The following is a 19,207-nucleotide window of genomic DNA, read 5'->3' on the forward strand; positions in this document are numbered from 1 at the left end:
CGCGTTACAAAAGTGAACAAGGCATCAGCCGCATGGCATTGCCCGCCGGTTTCGTAACGTGTTTCAATTTGGCCCATGACGACGTCGTTACAGGCGCCGATGGAGGTCGGGTTCGACTACACGCGGTCGCTCGGCCCGACGCTGAGCGCGTTCATGACCGGTCTGGTGGGCGGGCGGATTCTCGGCTCCCGCTCCGGTGGGCAGGTGCACGTGCCGCCACTGGAGTACGACCCGGTCACCCTGCAGCCCACCGCCGAGCTCGTGGAGGTTTCGGACGTCGGCACGGTCGTCTCGTGGTCGTGGATGGCGCAACCACTGCCGGGGCAGCCGCTGTCCACGCCGTTCGCCTGGGCACTGATCCGACTCGACGGAGCCGACACACCCCTGTTGCACGCGATCGACGCCCCCCTCGAATCGATGCACACAGGCATGCGCGTGCAGGCACATTGGGCCGACTCCCGTGTCGGCTCCATCCGCGACATCGCGTGCTTCCTTCGCGTTGATCATGAACTTACGGCCATGTTCGACGACGTGTCGGCACACCAACTTCATGATCAATCCATGACGGTGACGCCCATTCACCTGAGCTACACGCACACGGCCTCACCCGAGGAGAGCCGTTACTTGCGAGCTCTGGCCGAGGGGCGGATCATCGGGCAGCGGTGTCCCATGTGCCGCAAGGTTTACGTGCCGCCGCGCGGCGCGTGCCCGACCGATGGCGTGCCGACCACCGACGACGTGGAGCTGCCCGACGTCGGCACGATCACCACGTTCTGCATCGTCAACGTGCCTTTCCCGGGGCAGCGCACCAAGCCGCCATACGTGCACGCGGCCGTGCTGCTCGACGGGGCCGACATCCCGTTTTCCCATTTGGTTTTGGGCTGCCCCGCTTCGGACGTGCGCATGGGCATGCGCGTCCGTGCGGTGTGGAAACCCCGCGAGCAGTGGACCACCTCCCCGCAGAACATCGACCATTTCGAGCCGGCGGGCGAACCGGACGCCGATTACGAGACCTATGCGGAGCACCTGTGAGAGACGTCGCCGTAGTTGGTTTCGCGGAATCACCGCACACGTTCGCGACCCCGGGCACCAGCAACGGGGTCGAGATGCTTGTGCCCATCTTCGCCGAGGTGCTCGGCAAGACCGGACTGTCCAAGGCGGACGTGGACTTCTGGTGCTCGGGCTCGTCGGATTACCTGGCCGGGCGGGCGTTCTCGTTCGTGTCGGCGGTCGACGCGATCGGCGCCTATCCGCCGATCAACGAGTCGCACGTGGAGATGGACGCCGCGTGGGCGCTGTACGAGGCGTGGCTCAAAATCCTCACCGGCGAGGTCGACACTGCGCTCGTGTACGGCTTCGGCAAGGCCAGCGCCGGAGACCCGCGCCGCGTGCTGGCCCTCCAACTCGACCCCTACGTGGTCGCACCGCTGTGGCCCGACCCCGACAGCCTGGCGGGCCTGCAACACCGCATGGGCCTTGAGGCCGGGCTCTGGAGCGAGCCGTTGACACCCGTCCCGTTCGCCGACGGCGCGTCGGTCGTCGTGCTCGCCTCCGGGGACAGGGCCGGCGACCTGTGCGACCGGCCGGCCTGGATCACACGCATCGAGCATCGCGTGGACGCTCAGCTACGCCATTGGCTCGACGTGCCTTCCGCCCGCTTCGAAGTGGGCGATGTCGAGATCGCCGAAGTTCATGCGCCCTATCGCCATCAGGAGATTCTGCTCGCGCGCGAATTGGGCCTCGGCGATGGTGTTGCGGTGAACGGGCTGCGCGAAGGGAATCCGATGTTCGCGGCCGGCCTGGCGCGCATCGGCACGGCCGCGACCCACATCCACGACGGCCGGGCCAACCGGGTGCTCGCGCACGCCTCCAGCGGCCCGCTGCTGCAACAGAATCTCGTGTGCATCCTGGAGGCCCGATGAAGCAGCAGGCCGCCGTCATCGGCGTGGGCCAGACGCACCACGCCACCAAGCGGGCCGACGTGTCGATGGCCGGACTGTGCCGCGAGGCGATCGACCGCGCGATGCGCGACGCGGACGTGGGCTGGGCCGACATCGACGCGGTCGTGCTGGGCAAGGCGCCCGATCTGTTCGAGGGCGTGATGATGCCCGAGCTCTACATGGCCGAGTCCATCGGCGCGGCGGGCAAGCCCCTGCTGCGCGTGCACACGGCCGGGTCCGTGGGCGGCGCGACGGGAATCGTCGCCGCGAGCCTGATCCAGTCCGGTGTCCACTCGCGCGTGCTGGCCGTGGCGTTCGAAAAACAGTCGGAGTCCAACGCCATGTGGGCGCTGTCCATCCGCCCGCCGTTCGAAATGCCGCTGGGCGCGGGGGCGGGTGGCTACTTCGCGCCGCACATCCGCGCCTACATCCGGCGCTCCGGCGCGCCTGTCCACATTGGAGCGATGGTCGCGGTGAAGGACCGGCGCAACGGCGCGCTGAATGAGTACGCGCACCTGCGCCAGCCCGACATCACGCTGGAGTCGGTGCAGGCCTCCCCCATGCTGTGGGACCCGGTGCGATACGACGAGACGTGCCCATCCTCTGACGGCGCGTGCGCGATAGTCCTGGCATCGGCCGATGCCGTGCAGGGCCGGACAGCGGCGTGGGTCAAGGCCACGGCCATGCGCACCGAGCCGACGATGTTCTCCGGCAAGGACCATGTCAACCCGCGCGCCGGGCGCGAGGCCGCCGAAGCACTGTGGCGGCAGGCGGGGATCACCGACCCTTTGGCGCAGATTGACACCGCCGAGATCTATGTGCCTTTCTCCTGGTACGAGCCGATGTGGCTGGAAAACCTGGGCTTCGCCGAGCCCGGCCACGGCTGGCGGCTCACCGAGGTGGGCGACACGGCGATCGGCGGCAGTCTGCCGATCAACCCATCGGGTGGCGTCATGTGCTCCAATCCCATTGGGGCGTCTGGGCTTCTGCGCTTCGGCGAGGCCGCGATGCAGGTGATGGGCCGCGCCGGCGAGCACCAGGTCGAGGGCGCGCGCAATGCGCTCGGGCACGCCTACGGCGGCGGGTCTCAGTACTTTTCCATGTGGGTCGTTTCGAGCGAAAGGTAGCGCATCATGAGGCGACGCAGCATTCTCGCGGCCGGGTTTGTCCCCCTGCTTCCCGGCGTCGTGCCCGCGGACACGACCGCCATCGTCGTCGGTTCCACCGAAGCGGGCGCGATGGCCGCTTCACGCCTCGCACAGGCCGGAATCCGCACCACCGTGCTCGGGCACAGCAGCGACCCTGCTTTGTCCTATCTCGAACAGCCACGCGGACGCGAGTGGGACATGGTGTATCCGCCCGCGCTCTACGACGAGCTGGACTGGAAGCGTGCCCGGCGCAGTTACCCGCGTCCGGCCGTGACGGCGGGCCCGGTGACCGAGATCCACCTCGCGTCCGGCGGGTTCCAGGTGAGGACCGCGCACGACACCTACACCGCGGACTTCGTCTTCATGGCCGCGGGCACGATCGAGACCACGTCACTGCTCGTGACGGCCAGGGAGCGCGGGTGGTTGCCCCGGCTCGGCAACGAGGTCGGCAAGGGATTCGGGACCAACGGCGCGTTCCTCGTCTCATGGCTCAACGCGCGCACGCGACCGGCGCCACACATCGACGACGCCAATCGCATTGCGCCGACGGCGATTTCGGGCGAGTCGGCGCCGGTACAGGTAATCCTCAGCGTCACGTCGGAGCGCGGCGAGATCCGCTACGACACCTCAAGCGGCACGGCCAAGGTGCACTGGCCCTACGCGCCGATGGAGAGCACGGGCGAGAAGGCCGCGCGTGACCTCGTGACGCGGCTGTGGTGGCAGGGCGAGGGCAGGCGCGGCCGCCTGCTACGCGGCCTGCCGCACTACGACCGCACAGCCGGCCTCGGTGCCAGCACCACACGGCATCCGTTGGGCGGCATGGTGATGGGCAAGGCTACCGACCACAATGGACGGTCGCTCGACTACCCCAACCTCTACTGCCTCGACGGCTCGGTGCTGCCCGGCACCACCTGCCTGACCTCCCCCGCCCTCACCATCGCCGCCAACGCCGAGCGCATCATGGACCGCTTCCTCGCCGCGCACGCCTGACCGCGGCGACCAATCAGTCCTCGCGGTTGCTGAACGCCAAGCCGACGCCAAGACCCACCATCGTGAGGCCCGCGGCGCCGCCGACCAGCTCCAAGCGCCTCGCCGAGCGGGCGAACCAGGACCGGACGGCTCCCGCCGCCACGCTCCACACGGAGTCCATGCCCAGGGCAATCACGGCGAACACCCCGCCGAGGACAACCATCTGGAGCGTGGCGCTTCCCGCGGACGGGTCGACGAACTGCGGCAGAATGGCCGCGAAGAACACCACCGTCTTCGGGTTCGTCACGCCGACGATGAATCCCTGCGCCAGCGTGCGCCGGTCACCGACCGGGGCGGCCCGCGCCTCGAATGCCTCGCGCAACGCCCGGCGATGCCGGATCGCCTGCACGCCGAGATATATCAGGTAGGCGGCACCAGCAAGTTTGATCGCGGTGTAGACCGCGGCGGAGGTCTGGACGATGGCGCCCATGCCGATCGCGACTGCCGCGGCCGCCGTGAAGCTGCCGGCGGCCCCACCGACGACAGTCGTGAGCGCAGCCCGCCGGCCATATGCCAAGGCGCGGCCGACCGCGAAGAGCACCGAGGGACCGGGGATGACGATCAGGATGAAGGCCGCGATCGCGAAGGCCGCCAAGCTATCGGGCGATGGCATGGTTGTCATCCTAGCCGCTCATTCGGTACGCAGTTCGTCCACCGCGACGCTCGCCCGAAGCACGATGAGGCTGACCGCCGCCGCGAGGGCGATCCCGGCGATGGCGCCACCGCCGAGCAACGCCAGTTCGGTGGCTCCAGCGCTCAACGGCAGCGGCTGGGTTTCGGCGCTCGCCACGGCCGCCACGCCGACCACGACCGCGAGCAGCACAGCCGGGACACCGGGCAGCAACGCCTGCATGAGCACAGCACGGGCCAGCGTGCCGTGCGGGGTGCCCGCCGCGATGAGGCCGGCCAGCGCGCGCCGCCGGGTCAGCATGCCCTCGACCATCGCGAACAATAGCCCAGCCGACGCGACCACCAGGGTCACGACCAATACGAACAGCCCGAACCGGTGCACGTCCTGCTCGGTGACCCAGCCGAACACCAGACCCGCTTCGGCGTAGGTGATGCCACGGATCGCCGCTGCCCCGATGAACACGCTGATGAGCAGTATGGCGAGGCTGCGTGTGCCGCTCCACGGATCCGCGATGATCCATTTCGCGGCGAGCATCGGCCCTGGCCGGCGCATGTAACGCCGCGTGAGCCGGGCGACCAGCTGCCCCAACGGAGCCGCGCACAGTGCCACGCCGAAGATGAGCGACAGCACGGCCGTCCACCCGGTCAGCGGGAGGAGCACCCGCTGGTTGCCAACGTTCTGCCGGTCGATGGTCAGATGCACAACGAGCACGACGAATCCCACGGCGATCAACACGAGCGGCCACCAGCGCAGCGGACGCTGACGCGACCGCCACCGCACGGCCAGCGGCGTGACCGTCACGCGCCGCAGCGCCAGCGCCGACAGCAGCGCAGCCACGGCCGTCACGGCGACGACCACGGCACCGAACGTCCACAGTGGAGGGAGCGCGTCGGTGGGCAGCGGCAGGCGCGGCACGAGATTGCGCGGCGGCTCGCCCGTGCTCTCCGCCCACGGATCGGCGAGCACCGGCCGGTGGGCCAGCACCCGGATCGCGAGGTAGCACCCGATCCCGAGCAGCGCACCGACGAAGCACGCGACGGTCGCCTCGGCCACCCCGACAAACCTGATCTGCCCGGGGGTCGCACCGGCGAGCCGGATCGCGGCCAACCGCCGGTCGCGGGCCGGCGCGCCGAGCCGTGCGCTCTGCCCGGCGAACGCCAATGCGGGCAGCGTCAGCAGCAGCAACGCGGCAGCGACCACGGGCCGGGCCGCGGTGTCATTGAGCAGTGAGGTCGCGTAGCGATGGTCGGTGTGGGTGATCGACCAGGCCCCCTCACCGAGCTCGATGATCAGCTCGGTGGGCGGCAGCCAGTGCACGGTCGCCGCCGCGAGCAGCACGATCGTGCCCATCGCCGCGCCGCACGCGGTGAACACCAGGCGCAGCCAGTCCGCGCGGTTGCCCGCCCAGGCCAGCTTGACCAACGTGGACGGTCTCATCGCGCGACCTCCGCCGAGGTGAGCAGCGTCCCGTCGCGCATCGCTATCTCGCGGTCGGCGTAGGCGGCCGCGGTCGCGTCGTGGGTCACCAGCACCACGGTCGTGTTGTGCGCGCGGGCCTGGGCGGTCAGCACCTGCAACACCTGCTCGCTCGCGAGACTGTCCAGCGCGCCCGTGGGTTCGTCTGCGAACAGCACCGCAGGCGACGTGACCATCGCCCGCGCCAATGCCACCCGCTGCGCCTGACCGCCCGACATCGCCGTGGGCACGGCCCCCGCGACGTCGCCGACGCCAAACCGGTCCAGCCACTCCCGTGCTTTCGCCTCGGCCTGCCCCCAGCGGGCGCCGCCGAGAAGCAGTGGCAGGGCGACGTTTTCGGCCGCGGTCAGCTCCGCGACCAGCTGTCCAAATTGGAACAGCACCCCGAAGTCGGTGCGCCGCAGGCGAGATCGGTCGCGCTCGCGCAATGACTTGACCAACCCTTCGGCCTCAAGCAGGGATTCAGTCATGCGAAACCTCCCGGTGAAACGCCTCGACCCGGTCGAGCGTGGTTTCCATCCAGCGCAGATCGGCGTCCAGGTGCCGGATCGCGTAATCGGCGGCGACGATGTCGGCGATCGACGCCTCCTCGCCGCTCTTGGTCTTCGTCAGCTCCCGCATGCGGGCCAGGTGGGCCTCGCGCTGCGCCGCCAGGTATCGCCGGGCGGCCCGCGCGTCGTCGGAGCCGAACAGCGCCACGACCACCTTGGCCAGCAAGGCGCTTTGCACATGGGGCGCGGGCGGCTCGACGCTGCCCAGCCACTCGGCCAGCGCGGCGCGGCCCGCCTCGGTGAGCGCATAAGCCGTGCGATCCGGTCCGCCCCCGCGATCCTGGCCGGCCTCCTGGATCAGGCCGTCGCGTGTCAGCCGCCCGAGCGTCGCGTAGACCTGACCGAACGCGACCGGCTTGGTGCGTGGCAGCCGCGCGTCATGCTCCCGCTTGAGCTCATAGCCGTGCCTGGGCCCGCGTGCCAGCAGGCCCAGAAGCACATAGGGCGTTGACATGTGGCCCAGTATTCACTGAGCGAATAGTTGAACGCAAGCCCGTGCGTCAGATCTTCCAAACGTCCAAGCACGACACCTCGGCCGAACGCCAGTTGCTCATCAGGTAGTGACCGTCGGCGCTGAACGCCGACCGCACGGGCCGGGCCGTGGACAGCTCCGCGCGGAACACCTCCTCGTCGGTGTCGGCACGGTGCAGCCACAGCGCGGCGTGCCCGTCGACCTGGCTGCAGCCGGCGCGCAGCCGCCCGTCGGGGCTGCGCACCTCCTCGGCGAAGCCGTCGCGCGTGCTGCGGTCGGCGTACCCGGCGAACCGCTTGCGCAGGTCGTCGCCGACCATCTGCTCGACCACATCGCCCGTGTCAAGGTCCCACATCATGGCCACATCGCGCCGGTACCGGCCGACGCTCACCTGTTTGTCCACTTCGGACACCAGGCGCCACTGGTTCTCGTGCACGAACACCGACAGCGGGCGCGCCCCGGCGTGGAACCGGCTGACCAGCTGCCCGGAGGCGATGTCCCACACCGCGAACCGGCCGCCCTCGTCCCACGACACCAGCGCCATCCGCCCGCTCGGGTGCACGAACACCCGGCCGAACTGCGACGAGTCGGGGCGCACCTCGTGCACCACCGTGCCCGTGTCGATGGCCCGCATGCGCACATAGGCCCCCGTGTCGGCGCACTCCACGACGTGCTGCCGGTCGGGTGCGAGCATCCAATCCCCACTGACCTTGAGTTCGAGCCGCTTCACCGGGCGGTCGCCCGCGATCAGCTGCGCCGACCGCGCCAGCGCCAGGATCTCGCCGGAGTTGACATAGGAGCCGGGCGGGAGCCGGTGCTCGACCATGATGCCCTCACGGGACGCGTGCAGGTCGTACACCCTATCGTCCAACGTGCGGATCTGGGCCAGGCACGCCCCCTGCGCGTAGGCGTGCCCGGGCGCCACAAGCCAGCGCAGCAGCCGCGCCGCCTCGGTAATCTCCCAGCACAGCGGCTCGATCCGCCATGTGGCCGGCGACGCCTTGATGACCCGGTGGTTCGCCCACCGCGCCGCACCCCGGATCACCGCGTATTCGGGTTCGCGCGGCCGCAGAACCCGTAGCCCCAGCTCGCTTTCGAGCACATGTGCGGCCATCGGCAGGCGCGCACCCCCGCCGACGAGCACCAGCCCCGCCACGTCGCTCAGCGTGTATCCGGCCCGCGCCACGACCGCCCGGCAGCTGGCCACGAGCCACCGCAGCGCCTGTTCGGCCATGGTTTCCAGCCCATTGCGGGTGAGGTTGACGCTCGCCACCTCCTCGGCCAGCTGCGTCGCGCCCGCCGCGCTCAAGCGCAGCAGGGTCGCCGACCATGCCACGCCCAGATCGCACACGAGCACCGGGGCCGCGTCCGGCAGGTCGGGGTGCACCAGCGGATCCATGACCGCCGCGATCGCCGTGCCGACCAGTTCCGCATCCGGGTATCCGGCGTCGCTCGCCAGCCGCAGCAGTGCCGCGCGCTCGACCGACGACGGCCCGGCCGCGGTCGGTGTGGTGAGCACCAGCCGGGTGATGGGCGCCGCCGTGGCCGCGATGATTGCGCGAAGGTGATGCTGGTCCAGCTGCGGGCACCCGATCTGCTGCACGGCGTCGCCGTTCACCAGCGCGGCCGAGTTCTCGTACCGGCCAAAATCCACCACCAGCGTGGAAGACATAGTCAGACGTTAGCCCTCATCGATTTCTGTCGTGTTACAGGCATGAAACGCGCACCCGTTCGGGTTTTACGCGGGCTTTAGCGGGCATCCGCCGGGCGCGTTTTCGCACCCACCCGCCGGGTATGCCTCGTTCATGACTCACGAGCAGCGCGAAAAGCCCGAGCCGGAAGAGGACATGGATCGGCTGATCGCCGAGGCGCTGGGCACGTATTCGGCCGATGGTCAGGTCGACGACGCGACGGGCGGCGACGCCGGGGCCGAGGAGAAGTTCGGCCACGAAGCCCGCCCGCGCGGAGAAGAAGGCGGGCAGGCCCCGCGGACAGGTCCGGCCTAGGTATATGCCACCCGCAGTTCCTTGACCCCGTTGAGCCAGCCCGAGCGCAGCCGCCGCGGCTCTTCGAGCCTGCGGATGTCGGGCATGTGGTCGGCGATCGCGTTGAAGATGAGGTCGATCTGCAACCGGGCCAGGTTGGCGCCCAGGCAGTAGTGCGCGCCGCTGCCGCCGAAGCCCAGGTGCGGGTTGGGGCTGCGCATGATGTCGAACTTCTCCGGCTCGTGGAACACGTCCTCGTCGAAGTTCGCCGACCGGTAGAACAGTCCCAGCCGCTGGCCCGCCTTGATCTCCACCCCGCCGAGCACGGTGTCCGCCTTGGCCGTGCGCTGGAACACGGTCACGGGCGTCGCCCAGCGCACGATCTCGTCGGGCGCGGTGCGGGCGCGGGTCTCCTTGTACAACTCCCACTGCTCCGGATGGTCCATGAACGCGAGCATCCCGTGCGTGATGGAGTTGCGCGTCGTCTCGTTGCCGGCCACCGCGAGGATGATGATGAAGAACCCGAACTCGTCGGACGTCAGGTGCCCGCCGTCGACCTCGGCCGTCACCAGTTTGGTCACGATGTCGTCCATCGGGCAGCGCTTGCGGTCCTCCGCCATGGCCATGCCATAGTTGAGCATCTCCATGGCCGAGTTCAGCGGGTCGATGTCGTACTCGGGGTCGTCGTAGCCGATCATCTGGTTGGACCAGTCGAATATCTTGTGCCGGTCCTCCTGCGGCACGCCGAGCAGTTCGGCGATCGCCTGCAGGGGCAGCTCGCACGCCACCTCGGTGACGAACTCCCCGCTGCCGGTGGAGATCGCGTCGCGCACGATCTTCTCGGCGCGAGCGGACAGCGCCTCGCGCAGGTTGTTGATGGCCCGCGGGGTGAAGCCGCGCGAGACGATCTGGCGCAGCTTGGTGTGCTGCGGCGGGTCGATGTTGAGCAGGACGTATCGCTGGAGCTCGATGCGATCGCGCGTGATGTCGGGCTGGTGCCGGATGAGCGCGGTGTTTTCCCAGGTCGAGTAGATGTCGCTGTGCTTGGACACCTCCATCACGTCGGCGTGCCGCGTCACAGCCCAGAAGCCCTCGTCGTCGAAGCCCGATTCGGGCTGCACGTTCCACCAGACTGGTGCGCTTCGCCGCAGCTCGGCGAACTCTTCCGTCGGTACCCGCTGCTCGTAGAGCGCGGGATCGGTCAGGTCAAAACCCTGCGGGATCACGGCGTCCTCCCTGAAACGTGTTCTAAAAGATTGGAGCACATGCAGCGTCCCACGTAAACACCCATGCGTTGCCGGGGAGCGATAACACGTTCTAAAATTCGATCGTGGGAAATCCTGTGATCGTGGAGGCCGTGCGCACGCCGATAGGCAAGCGCGACGGATGGTTGTCACACCTGCACACGGCCGACATCCTCGGCGTGGTCCTGAAAGCCTTATCGGACAAGGCGGGCGAAGTGCAACAGGTCTACGGCGGCTGCGTCACGCAGGCCGGCGAACAGTCCAACAACATCACCCGCACCGCGTGGCTGCACGCCGGGCTCCCCTACCAGACCGGCTGCCTCACGCTCGACGCGCAATGCGGCTCGGCGCAGCAGGCCACCCATCTCATCGCCGCGCAGATCGCGGCCGGCACCATCGACACCGGCATCTCGTGCGGCGTGGAGGCGATGAGCCGGGTGAAGCTGCGCGCCAACCTCGGGGTCGACTCGGGGATGCCCCGGCCCGAGTCGTGGAGCCTCGATCTGCCCAATCAATACGTCGCCGCTGAGCGCATCGCCAAGCTACGCGGGCTTTCCAGAAGAGACATTGATTCCTGGGGGTACCGCTCCCAGCGCGCGGCGGCGGCCGCCTGGAACGAGGGCCGTTTCGACCGCGAGGTGATCCCGGTCGGGGACGTCACCCGGGATCAGGGCCTGCGCGACACCAGCATGGAGGCCCTGGCCACGCTGAAGCCGGTCCTCGAAGACGGCGTGCACACGGCCGGTACCTCGTCGCAAATCTCTGATGGCGCGGCGGCCATCCTCCTCATGGACGCGGACAGAGCACGGGCCTCGGGTCTCAAACCGCGCGCGCGGATCGTCGCGCAAACTCTGATCGGCGCGGAGCCCTATTACCATCTCGACGGCCCGGTGCAGGCGACCGGGGCCGTGCTCACCCGCGCGGGCATGAAAATCGAAGACATCGACCTGTTCGAAGTCAACGAGGCGTTCGCCAGCGTGGTGCTCTCATGGATGCAGGTGCACCAACCCGACCCGGCGCGCGTCAACGTCAACGGCGGGGCCATCGCCTTAGGACACCCGGTCGGCAGCACGGGAGCACGCCTCATCACGACCGCCCTGCACGAACTCGAACGCCGCGACGCGAGCACCGCACTCATCAGCATGTGCGCGGGCGGAGCCCTTTCCACCGCGACCATCATCGAACGCGTCTAGACAAAGGGCGATGCCCGGATCGCCGAGCTCGCCGCCGCGGCTGTGATCAGCGCCGGGCCTTCGGGACCGCGCAGACGGCCAGGGCCATCTCGGCCACGAAGCGTGGCGCGTCAGCCGGATCGAGCCGGCCGGCCGCGACGTCACCGGCCGCGCCGTGCAGGACGTGGTGCAGCACGCTGGCCAGCAGATCGGCGGAAAAGTCGGCCCGGAACACGCCTTCGGTCTGGCCTCGGCGGATCAGGTTATGCACCCGGCGCTCGGGCTTGGCGTGCAACTTCTGCACGCGCCTGGGAGGCAGGGCCGACTGCGCCGACTGCAGGAGCGACGCGGCCTGGGCGAGCAGCAGCCAGCCGGATTCCATCAGCGCCCGCAGCCCGTGGCGCGGATCACCGGTCAGGTCGATGGCCTCCAACACCTCGTCGCCCTGAGCCAATAGCCGGACCAACGCCGCCTCGATCAGGGCCTCACGGGACGGGAAGTGCGCATACAGCGTGACCCTGCCCACCCCTGCCTCCTGCGCGATGTCGTTCATGCTCGCCTCGGAGTCTCGCCCGAGGCACGCGACGGCCGCCAGCACGATCTTCTCGGCGTTCTGCCGCGCGTCCGCCCTGCGGGCCGGCTTGGCGCCGGGGTGAGGCATGCCACGTCCTTAAGTCGAACAGTCGCTGTACGGGTTACGTTACCGTGCTCGTCATGACAGGGGAAAGCGACCGTTACGTGGTCCGGCCGGGCCAGGCCTCCGACGCCATCATGCTCGCGCGGCTGCACGCATCGGTCCAGCTTCAGGCGGTGAGCGGTGGGCAACCGCACCCCGGCATCGCCGCCTGGGTCGAAGACCTGCTCGACGGTCATCCCTCGGTTGCACCCGACGACTTCCTGGTCGCCGAAGACACGGCCACCGGCCACCCGGTGGCCAGCCTCGTGGGGCTGCGGCAGGACTGGCGCCTGGCCGGAGTCCGGCTGCCGGTGGCCCAGATCGAACTGGTCGGCACGGCGCCGGAGCACCGCGGAAACCGGCTCACCGAACGGCTTTTCGCCGCGCTGCACGAGCGGCACGCGGCCGAGCGCGTGCCGCTGCAGGTGATCGAGGGAATTCCGTACTTCTACCGGCGGCTCGGCTACGACTACGCCCTGGCCAATGATGGCGCTCCAACGGTTTCGGCCGGCGCGCTGCCAACGGATGGCGGCGGCGATGGCCTCACGGTGCGCCCGGCCACCGTCGCCGACGCGGACGACCTCGCCGGCATCGATCGGCGGCTCGCCGACGGGAATGCCTTGGTCTGCCCGAGGGATGCGGCGGTGTGGCGGTACGAGATCGCCGGGCGACGTCCGGCCGACCTCGCCCGGCGCGTGGTCGCCGTCCTGGTGCACGGCGACGATGTGCGGGGATATCTGGTTCACGGTGCCCGGCTCTCGGCCGCCGGTGAGCTTCTTGTTGTCGCGGCGGCCTGCACGCGACCGGCCGACTGGCCGCAGGCCGCGACCGCCATGCACAAATACCTGGGCCACGTCGGGAAGCGATACGAGGCATCGGCGGGGCGACCGTTCACCGCGGTCCGCCCCATCCTCGACCCGGAACATCCACTGGTTCGCCTTGGCCCGCCCGGTGTGCCGAGGCGACCCAGAGGCTGGTACGTCCGCACCGCCGACCCGGTCGATCTGCTCGCCCGGCTGCAACCGCTGCTGCGGGCCCGCTGGGACGCGGCGGATCTGCGGTGGCACGAGCCGGCGATGACCATCGACATGTATGGTCGCGCCGCCCGGTTGGAGTTCGCCGGCGGTGAACTCGCGGCGGTGACACCCGTGCGCGGTGCCGTCAGCCCGAGCACCGAGCCCGAGACGCACGCCGCCATCCCGCCCGGTGCGCTGCTCCAATTGGCGCTCGGCCACCGCACCTTGCCCGAAGTGCTCGACATTTGGCCGGACTGCCTCCTGCGCGACCGCGTGACCGAGCACTTCCTCACGACGGCGTTCCCCCAAGTGCCGGTCCGGGTCTGGCCCCGCAATTGAGCAGTTTCAGGCGGGGTAGCCCGACATCAGGTCGATCTGGCCCTGGCGCGACTTCTCGACCCGCCCGGCGAGCTCCACGGCCTGGGGGTTGCTGCCGCCCCGAATCTCGAACCGGGCCAATTCGAGGGCTCGTCGCTGGTACTCGATGAAGAGGTTGAGAAAAACGCGGTCGAAGTCGGCGTCTGGCGCTTCCTTCAGGGCGTTGATCTGTGTGTCGTAGGACGGTGGCAGGCCACCGTGGTGCGCGTGACTGTCCGGATTGGAGTCCATCGCGACCGGCTGGTTCCACAGCCTCAGCCAGTCGGTCATGGCGCGGGTCTCGTCGGCCTGTGTCTTGGCGATGGCCTCGGCGAGGTCGCGCAGATCCGGGCGCCGGGCCCGCGACTTGGCGACCTCGAGCATCCGCTCGGCCGGCCCGTGGTGCGCGATGAGCATCTGCAGGAACATCACGTCGGTGGGATTGAACTGGCTTGACGTCGCCATCGGAGCGGGTGTGGGCGGCGCCGTGGCACATGCTCCTAAGAGGACGGTCGTGACGAGGATCCCGAGTCGCGTCATGCGTGAAACCTCCGGCGGGGCCCGCAGCCCGTGCGTCCGCGGGCCCCTGGATCGGTGCTGTGCTAGATGCGCTGCCAGAGCGCTGGAGTGTTGGGCGGCTCCCAACCCGGCAGCGATGTGTGCGCCTGGATGCAGCGGTAGCTCAGGCCGTTGTAGGTGACCGTGTCGCCCACCGCGTAGGCGCGGTTGGCCTGCCACGTGCCGCCCGGTTGGCTGGTCGGCGTCGGCGAGGCCGTCGGTGGCCGGGTCGGCGAGGCCGTCGGGGTGGGCGACGGTCCCGGCCCGCCGGGCCCGACCTGCAGGTCGACGCAGGCGTAGAACGCCATCGCGGTGTCGTAGACGTTCCACCGGGCGAGTACCTTGATCCGGCCGGTGCGGCCGCCGAGACTCACGTTGTGTGAGACGTTCTCCGGTGGCTGGGCGCCGTTGTCATGGAACACCGCGATGCGCGTGCTGCCGACGAAGTACTCCCATGTGCCGGTGCGATGCCGGGCGGTCAACCGCCACTGGAACGTGACGCTGTTGCCGACCGACGTCGCGGGCCAGCCCTTCGACTCGTCGTTGAGCACCGCGAACCGGCTGCCGCCACCGTTGCACTGCATCGAACCCTTGGGCGCCTCGACGCTCTGGGGCTCCCAGACAATGTCACCGCAGTTGGCGACCCGGCCCTTGGCGCACATGTCCTGGCGGCTGGGCGGGGAGACGACCCATCCGTGGGCGTGTGCCGGTGATACCGCCACGAACAGCGACGCCAGAATGGCGCCGGCGGTCAGTAGCGGCAAGGTGATCCGTCTTCGCATAAGCAGCTCCTCGCTTGGTCGTGCCGAAGGGACCTCCTAGCGTTGTGCTGCTAACTGTAAAGTGAACATACAGTTTCGTAAATGCTGCTAACTAAAATCTTCGAAGTTTTCCGCAGCGGCTGGCCTCGGACCGCTTCGCGGCCGTGCCCAAGCCGCGCAAGAGCACGGCTTGGCCGGAACGGAGTTTTTCGTGGCGCAGGGATACTAGCGGCGGAAGTGGAACCAGTTGACGTTGACGAAATCCGCCGGCTGACCGCTGCTGAAGGTGAGATAGACCGTGTGGGTACCGGTCACGGCGCCCACGTTGCCCGGCACGCTGCGCCAGGTCTGCCAGCCGCCCGTGTTCGCGATCGCGAAGCTGCCGATCGGCGGCGCCGTAGGACTGTCGATGCGCACCTCCACCAGCCCGCTCACCCCACCGGCCGCGCCCGACGCGACCCGTGCCACGAAGTCCACCGGCCGGGTCGAACCGAAGTTCACGTTGTCGAACCGCACCCAGTCACCGTTGGCGAGATGACCGATGTTCTGCCCGCCTTCCGAGCACGCCTCGACACCCACGCCGTTCTGCGCGTTGAACGATTCCGCTTGGATCATCGAGTACGCGTCGCGCGTCCCACCCGTCGGTGGCGGGCTCGTCGGAGCCGTGCTCCCGCCACGGCTCCACACGGCCACGTAGTCCACAAGCATGGCCCTGCCGGGAACCGTTGCGCCCGTTGGGGTTGCGAACCCGGCGATGGCGTTCGGGAACGCACCGCCCATCGCGACGTTCAGCAGGATGAAGTATCCGGCATGGCTGGTCATGCTGTCCCACGTCGTGGAGTCCAATTGCGCTTGGCTCACCGCGTGGAACTGCTGCCCGTCGACGTACCACCGAAGCTGATTGGGCGAGATGCTGCGATCCCACTCGAAGCGATAGGTGTGGAAGGCACTCTGGCACGTGCTGCCCGGGCAGGCCCGGCTCGCGCCGATGCCGGTGGTCTCGTTGCACGGGCCACCCGGGTTGACGCCGCAGTGCAGCACGCCCCACACCGAGTTGATCCCGTTGACGTTTTCCATGATGTCGAACTCGCCGATGGCGGGCCAGTTCCAGTAGTTGCCGCGATAGGGCGAGCCCAGCGCCCAGAACGCGGGCCAGTAGCCGAGCGCGGCCGAGCCCGTGATGTTGGGCATCTGGAGGCGGCCCTCGATGCGAAGGATCCCGCCGGCTGGGGCCTTGAAGTCGGCGCGCCTGGTTTCGATGCGCGCCGAGGTCCAGTTGCCCGCACCATCGCGCAACGGGGTGATGCGCAGGTTGCCGGCCCCGTCGAGGCTCAGGTTGGACGGGCTGTTCGTATAGTTCTGGATCTCGCCGGTGCCCCAGTTGGCCGGGCCTCCCGGATAGGAGTGGCCAAGATCGATCTGCCAGTTGGTGGACGACGGCAGCGATCCCGCGCCGCCGTTGAAGTCGTCGCTCCACACCAGCGTCCAGCCGGTGGGCGTGGGTGGTACAGCGGCTTGGGCGTGGATCGCGACAAGCATCGCGCCGGCGAACGCCGCCAGCCCGGCGATCAGTGCTCGTTTTCTTGACATTGTCTGCCTCTCCTCACAGTACGGGCGTTACTCGCGAGAGAGCGCTCTCTTGTCTGGGCAGTTTGATGCTAGTGGATGCCCGCTGTCCAGTCTGCTACCGTCTCGGCATGCGGCGAGGGCTCACAATACTGTTGTCGGCGCTGTTGGCGGGAATGGCCACGGCGACCCCCGCGCACGCGGAAGACGTCATGACGTGCCCGGTGGGCAACCTGACCACCAACTACGACCCTCCACTGAGCACGGTCACCCGGCACACCGACGTCGAAAGCTTCGGCTCGGTGACCACGTGCTCGCCCAACACCTTCGGCATCACCGGAGGCACGCTGCACATCACCGCCACCGGCGACCTCAACTGCGTCACGGGCGGCGCCTCCATGGGCACCATGGTGTTCGTGTGGAACACCGGACAGATCAGCGTGCTGGCCTATCCGACCGACATCGCGCTGTCCGTGCGGCCGCTCGGCGAGGCCGTCGTGGTCGTGACGGGCGACGTGCTCAGCGGGCCGTTCGCGGGTGGCACGCTCGTCGGCCACGCCACGATGGTGACCCTCGACCCGACCGCATGCCTCCTGGGCGGGGTCGAATCGGTGGGCGGGCCGATCAGCACCACGTTCACCGGGCCCTAATCGCGGGTCAGCGACCGGGTCACCGCGGGCGATGGCGAAAGCGCGAGCAGATGGCTCGGTGACGCCGGCGCCCGCATCACCGAGATGTTCCGGGAACGGGCGTCGCCGGCAGACGGCGTAGCGCCGGAGGAGCTCATGACCACACGGCTGGCCGGATCGAAGAGCTTGATTGGCATTCGGTGACCGCGGTGACCCGAACGCTGGGTCCGATCATCGCCAGACGGCGAGCGCTTGGTGCGTCAGGCTTTTGGCATGAACAACGCACTTGACGGCAAGGTGGCCTTGGTAACTGGCGGTGCCCGCGGCATCGGCGCGGCGGTGGCGGTGCGCCTGGCGCAGGAGGGCGCCGATGTCGCGCTCACGTTCCAGCACAATCAGCAGCGCGCCGACGACGTGGTGGAGCAGATCAAGATGGCGGGGCGGCGGGCGATCGCTGTGCGGGCAGACAGCGCCGACCCGGGGGCCGTGACCGCCGCGGTTGACCGGGTCGCGGGCGAACTGGGCCGGCTGGACATCCTGGTCAACAACGCCGGCGTGTTCCTGCTCGGGCCGCTGGAGCAGTTGAGCCTGCAAGAGTTCGAGCAGACGGTCGCGGTCAACATTCGGGCACCGTTTGTGGCCTCGCAGGCCGCGGTCCGCCACATGCGGGCCGGTGGCCGGATCGTCAACATCGGCAGCAACGTGGCCGAGCGGGCGGTGTTCCCCGGCTTCTCGTTGTACGCGATGAGCAAGACCGCGCTCATCGGGCTGACCAAGGCGCTCGGGCGGGAGCTGGGCCCGCGGGCCATCACGGTGAACCTGGTAAACCCCGGCCCCACGGACACCGAACTGAATCCGGCCGATGGGCCCAATGCCGATACGGTCAACGGGTTCACCGCGCTCGGACACTACGCGGCACCGGCCGATGTCGCGGCGGCCGTGGCGTTCCTGGCCGGTCCCGACGGGCGCTACGTCACGGGGGCGACGGTCAACGTGGACGGCGGCTTCACCATATGATCATGGATGCTGGCTCGACACCGAGATGACCTCACCGGTCAGATAGGACGCGAGGTCGCTGGCCAGGAACACGATGACGTTGGCGACCTCCGCCGGGTAGGCGGCGCGGCCGAACGCCTCACCTGCCGCGAGGCGTTCCAGCAGCGCGGCGTCGGTGACCTTCTCCAGGAACGGGTGCATGGCGATGCTCGGTGCGACCGCGTTGACGCGGATGCCGTGCTCGGCAACGTCCAATGCGGAGCATCGAGTCAGCGCCATGACTCCCGCCTTGGCGGCGGCGTAGTGTGCCTGGCCCTTTTGGGCGCGCCAGCCGAGCACGGAGGCGTTGTTGACGATCGCGCCGCCGTTGCCCTGCGCGATCATGTGCTTGAGCACGGCACGGGTGCAGCGGAACGTGCCATTGAGGGTCACGTCGAGCACCCGGTGCCAGTCCTCATCGGACATTTCGAGGACGGACGCCGTACCGCCTAATCCGGCGTTGTTGACGAAGACATCGATCCGACCGAATTGCGCGACCGCCGCTTCGACAAGGGCGTCGACCTGCTCGGTGGACGTGACGTCGCACGGGTGCGCGAACACGCCCAACTCGGCCGCCGTTGCGGCCAGGCGGCGCTCGTGATGGTCGCTGATGACGACCTTCGCACCCTCCTGGACACATCGACGCGCCGTCGCCGAGCCAATGCCCGTGCCCGCCGCAGCCGTAATAACAACAACCTTGTCCAACAACAACCCATAGCCCCTCACAGCCCCCCCCGGGCCTGCTTCGCGTTGATCATGGACTCAAGTCCATCTTCGACGGTGCGTCGCGGCAATAACCTCATGGTCAACACGGCCGGATCGATCATGAAGTTATCGTCATGACGCGCCGTCGAACGTGGACTCAAGTTCATGATCAACCTCAAGAGGGTCTGGGGAGGGAGAGGTGGCGGTGGGCGATGATGTTGCGTTGGATCTCGTCCGAGCCGCCGTAGATGGTTTC

18 protein-coding genes and 2 pseudogenes are annotated in these 19,207 nt (G+C 68.8%); 9 read left to right on the plus strand and 11 right to left on the minus strand.

Annotated features, from left to right (window positions below; all coding sequences use genetic code 11):
* Window positions 1-75 precede the first annotated feature (75 nt).
* The 4 genes and pseudogenes from DM816_RS17285 to DM816_RS17300 all read left to right on the plus strand — a co-directional run.
* Window positions 76-1,032: a Zn-ribbon domain-containing OB-fold protein gene (locus DM816_RS17285; protein WP_117211269.1), complete on the plus strand. Its 957-nt coding sequence runs from the start codon at window positions 76-78 to the stop codon at window positions 1,030-1,032.
* Window positions 1,029-1,922: a lipid-transfer protein gene (locus DM816_RS17290; protein ID WP_117211270.1), complete on the plus strand. Its 894-nt coding sequence runs from the start codon at window positions 1,029-1,031 to the stop codon at window positions 1,920-1,922. Before DM816_RS17285 ends, DM816_RS17290 begins: the two co-directional genes overlap by 4 nt.
* Window positions 1,919-3,067: a thiolase domain-containing protein gene (locus tag DM816_RS17295; RefSeq protein ID WP_117211271.1), complete on the plus strand. Its 1,149-nt coding sequence runs from the start codon at window positions 1,919-1,921 to the stop codon at window positions 3,065-3,067. The genes DM816_RS17290 and DM816_RS17295 overlap by 4 nt, the downstream gene beginning before the upstream one ends.
* 306 nt (window positions 3,068-3,373) lie before the next feature.
* Window positions 3,374-4,078 (plus strand): annotated as a pseudogene (locus DM816_RS17300) (GMC oxidoreductase); the annotation flags it as partial.
* Between the two features lie 13 nt (window positions 4,079-4,091).
* On the opposite strand, the gene DM816_RS17305 reads toward DM816_RS17300, so the two are convergent.
* The 5 genes and pseudogenes from DM816_RS17305 to DM816_RS17325 all read right to left on the minus strand — a co-directional run bounded on the left by DM816_RS17305 (window position 4,092) and on the right by DM816_RS17325 (window position 8,919).
* Entirely contained in the window at window positions 4,092-4,730 is a 639-nt protein-coding gene (locus tag DM816_RS17305) for a LysE family translocator (protein WP_117211272.1), read from the minus strand.
* 18 nt (window positions 4,731-4,748) lie between these two features.
* Window positions 4,749-6,185 (minus strand): FtsX-like permease family protein, encoded by a 1,437-nt coding sequence (locus tag DM816_RS17310; RefSeq protein WP_117211273.1) that lies wholly within the window; start codon window positions 6,183-6,185, stop codon window positions 4,749-4,751.
* Window positions 6,182-6,661, minus strand: a pseudogene (locus tag DM816_RS17315) (ABC transporter ATP-binding protein); the annotation flags it as partial. The pseudogene DM816_RS17315 and the gene DM816_RS17310, both read right to left, overlap by 4 nt.
* A 25-nt stretch (window positions 6,662-6,686) precedes the next feature.
* Window positions 6,687-7,229, minus strand: a complete 543-nt coding sequence (locus DM816_RS17320; RefSeq protein WP_117211275.1) for a PadR family transcriptional regulator — start codon at window positions 7,227-7,229, stop codon at window positions 6,687-6,689.
* Window positions 7,230-7,275: 46 nt separating this feature from the next.
* A complete protein-coding gene (locus DM816_RS17325) occupies window positions 7,276-8,919 on the minus strand; it encodes an Hsp70 family protein (RefSeq protein ID WP_117211276.1) in 1,644 nt (547 codons plus the stop codon).
* 133 nt (window positions 8,920-9,052) lie between these two features.
* Here DM816_RS17325 and DM816_RS17330 point away from each other — a divergent pair, with 133 nt between their 5' ends.
* Window positions 9,053-9,253: a hypothetical protein gene (locus tag DM816_RS17330; protein ID WP_117211277.1), complete on the plus strand. Its 201-nt coding sequence runs from the start codon at window positions 9,053-9,055 to the stop codon at window positions 9,251-9,253.
* On the opposite strand, the gene DM816_RS17335 is transcribed toward DM816_RS17330, so the two are convergent.
* A complete protein-coding gene (locus tag DM816_RS17335; protein ID WP_117211278.1) occupies window positions 9,250-10,458 on the minus strand; it encodes a cytochrome P450 in 1,209 nt (402 codons plus the stop codon). The genes DM816_RS17330 and DM816_RS17335 overlap by 4 nt on opposite strands.
* Window positions 10,459-10,562: 104 nt before the next feature.
* Between DM816_RS17335 and DM816_RS17340 the strand changes: the two genes are divergently transcribed.
* On the plus strand, window positions 10,563-11,669 hold the full coding sequence (locus DM816_RS17340; RefSeq protein WP_117211279.1) for a steroid 3-ketoacyl-CoA thiolase: 1,107 nt from the start codon (window positions 10,563-10,565) through the stop codon (window positions 11,667-11,669).
* Between the two features lie 46 nt (window positions 11,670-11,715).
* Here the strand turns inward: DM816_RS17340 and DM816_RS17345 are convergent, their stop codons facing one another.
* Window positions 11,716-12,309: a TetR/AcrR family transcriptional regulator gene (locus DM816_RS17345; RefSeq protein ID WP_117211280.1), complete on the minus strand. Its 594-nt coding sequence runs from the start codon at window positions 12,307-12,309 to the stop codon at window positions 11,716-11,718.
* 53 nt (window positions 12,310-12,362) lie between these two features.
* Here DM816_RS17345 and DM816_RS17350 point away from each other — a divergent pair, with 53 nt between their 5' ends.
* Complete coding sequence (locus DM816_RS17350) at window positions 12,363-13,679, plus strand: GNAT family N-acetyltransferase (protein WP_117211281.1); 1,317 nt, start codon at window positions 12,363-12,365, stop codon at window positions 13,677-13,679.
* Window positions 13,680-13,685: 6 nt separating this feature from the next.
* Here DM816_RS17350 and DM816_RS17355 read toward each other — a convergent pair whose 3' ends face one another.
* From DM816_RS17355 to DM816_RS17365, 3 genes are all read right to left on the minus strand, one after another.
* A complete protein-coding gene (locus DM816_RS17355) occupies window positions 13,686-14,237 on the minus strand; it encodes a DUF305 domain-containing protein (protein WP_117211282.1) in 552 nt (183 codons plus the stop codon).
* A 62-nt stretch (window positions 14,238-14,299) separates the two neighbouring features.
* Window positions 14,300-15,037 (minus strand): lytic polysaccharide monooxygenase, encoded by a 738-nt coding sequence (locus tag DM816_RS17360; RefSeq protein WP_117211283.1) that lies wholly within the window; start codon window positions 15,035-15,037, stop codon window positions 14,300-14,302.
* 204 nt (window positions 15,038-15,241) lie between these two features.
* On the minus strand, window positions 15,242-16,606 hold the full coding sequence (locus DM816_RS17365; protein ID WP_117211284.1) for a carbohydrate-binding protein: 1,365 nt from the start codon (window positions 16,604-16,606) through the stop codon (window positions 15,242-15,244).
* A gap of 107 nt (window positions 16,607-16,713) precedes the next feature.
* Here DM816_RS17365 and DM816_RS17370 point away from each other — a divergent pair, with 107 nt between their 5' ends.
* Window positions 16,714-17,232, plus strand: a complete 519-nt coding sequence (locus DM816_RS17370) for a hypothetical protein (protein WP_117211285.1) — start codon at window positions 16,714-16,716, stop codon at window positions 17,230-17,232.
* Between the two features lie 252 nt (window positions 17,233-17,484).
* The gene (locus DM816_RS17380; RefSeq protein ID WP_117211287.1) at window positions 17,485-18,228 is read left to right on the plus strand and encodes an SDR family NAD(P)-dependent oxidoreductase; all 744 of its coding nucleotides are present in this window, start codon (window positions 17,485-17,487) and stop codon (window positions 18,226-18,228) included.
* Here the strand turns inward: DM816_RS17380 and DM816_RS17385 are convergent, their stop codons facing one another.
* Entirely contained in the window at window positions 18,229-18,972 is a 744-nt protein-coding gene (locus DM816_RS17385; RefSeq protein ID WP_117211288.1) for an SDR family oxidoreductase, read from the minus strand.
* Window positions 18,973-19,207: the final 235 nt, after the last annotated feature.

Source organism: Allorhizocola rhizosphaerae, from assembly GCF_003426775.1.
Taxonomy (GTDB): domain Bacteria; phylum Actinomycetota; class Actinomycetes; order Mycobacteriales; family Micromonosporaceae; genus Allorhizocola; species Allorhizocola rhizosphaerae.

Bases quoted from the DNA above. Each gene is read 5' to 3' on its own strand.
- DM816_RS17285 (WP_117211269.1), top strand. From the start codon at position 76: ATGACGACGTCGTTACAGGCGCCGATGGAGGTCGGGTTCGACTACACG.
- DM816_RS17295 (WP_117211271.1), top strand. From the start codon at position 1,919: ATGAAGCAGCAGGCCGCCGTCATCGGCGTGGGCCAGACGCACCACGCC.
- DM816_RS17305 (WP_117211272.1), bottom strand. From the start codon at position 4,730: ATGCCATCGCCCGATAGCTTGGCGGCCTTCGCGATCGCGGCCTTCATC.
- DM816_RS17310 (WP_117211273.1), bottom strand. From the start codon at position 6,185: ATGAGACCGTCCACGTTGGTCAAGCTGGCCTGGGCGGGCAACCGCGCG.
- DM816_RS17320 (WP_117211275.1), bottom strand. From the start codon at position 7,229: ATGTCAACGCCCTATGTGCTTCTGGGCCTGCTGGCACGCGGGCCCAGG.
- DM816_RS17325 (WP_117211276.1), bottom strand. From the start codon at position 8,919: ATGTCTTCCACGCTGGTGGTGGATTTTGGCCGGTACGAGAACTCGGCC.
- DM816_RS17330 (WP_117211277.1), top strand. From the start codon at position 9,053: ATGACTCACGAGCAGCGCGAAAAGCCCGAGCCGGAAGAGGACATGGAT.
- DM816_RS17345 (WP_117211280.1), bottom strand. From the start codon at position 12,309: ATGCCTCACCCCGGCGCCAAGCCGGCCCGCAGGGCGGACGCGCGGCAG.
- DM816_RS17350 (WP_117211281.1), top strand. From the start codon at position 12,363: ATGACAGGGGAAAGCGACCGTTACGTGGTCCGGCCGGGCCAGGCCTCC.
- DM816_RS17355 (WP_117211282.1), bottom strand. From the start codon at position 14,237: ATGACGCGACTCGGGATCCTCGTCACGACCGTCCTCTTAGGAGCATGT.
- DM816_RS17360 (WP_117211283.1), bottom strand. From the start codon at position 15,037: ATGCGAAGACGGATCACCTTGCCGCTACTGACCGCCGGCGCCATTCTG.
- DM816_RS17365 (WP_117211284.1), bottom strand. From the start codon at position 16,606: ATGTCAAGAAAACGAGCACTGATCGCCGGGCTGGCGGCGTTCGCCGGC.
- DM816_RS17370 (WP_117211285.1), top strand. From the start codon at position 16,714: ATGCGGCGAGGGCTCACAATACTGTTGTCGGCGCTGTTGGCGGGAATG.
- DM816_RS17380 (WP_117211287.1), top strand. From the start codon at position 17,485: ATGAACAACGCACTTGACGGCAAGGTGGCCTTGGTAACTGGCGGTGCC.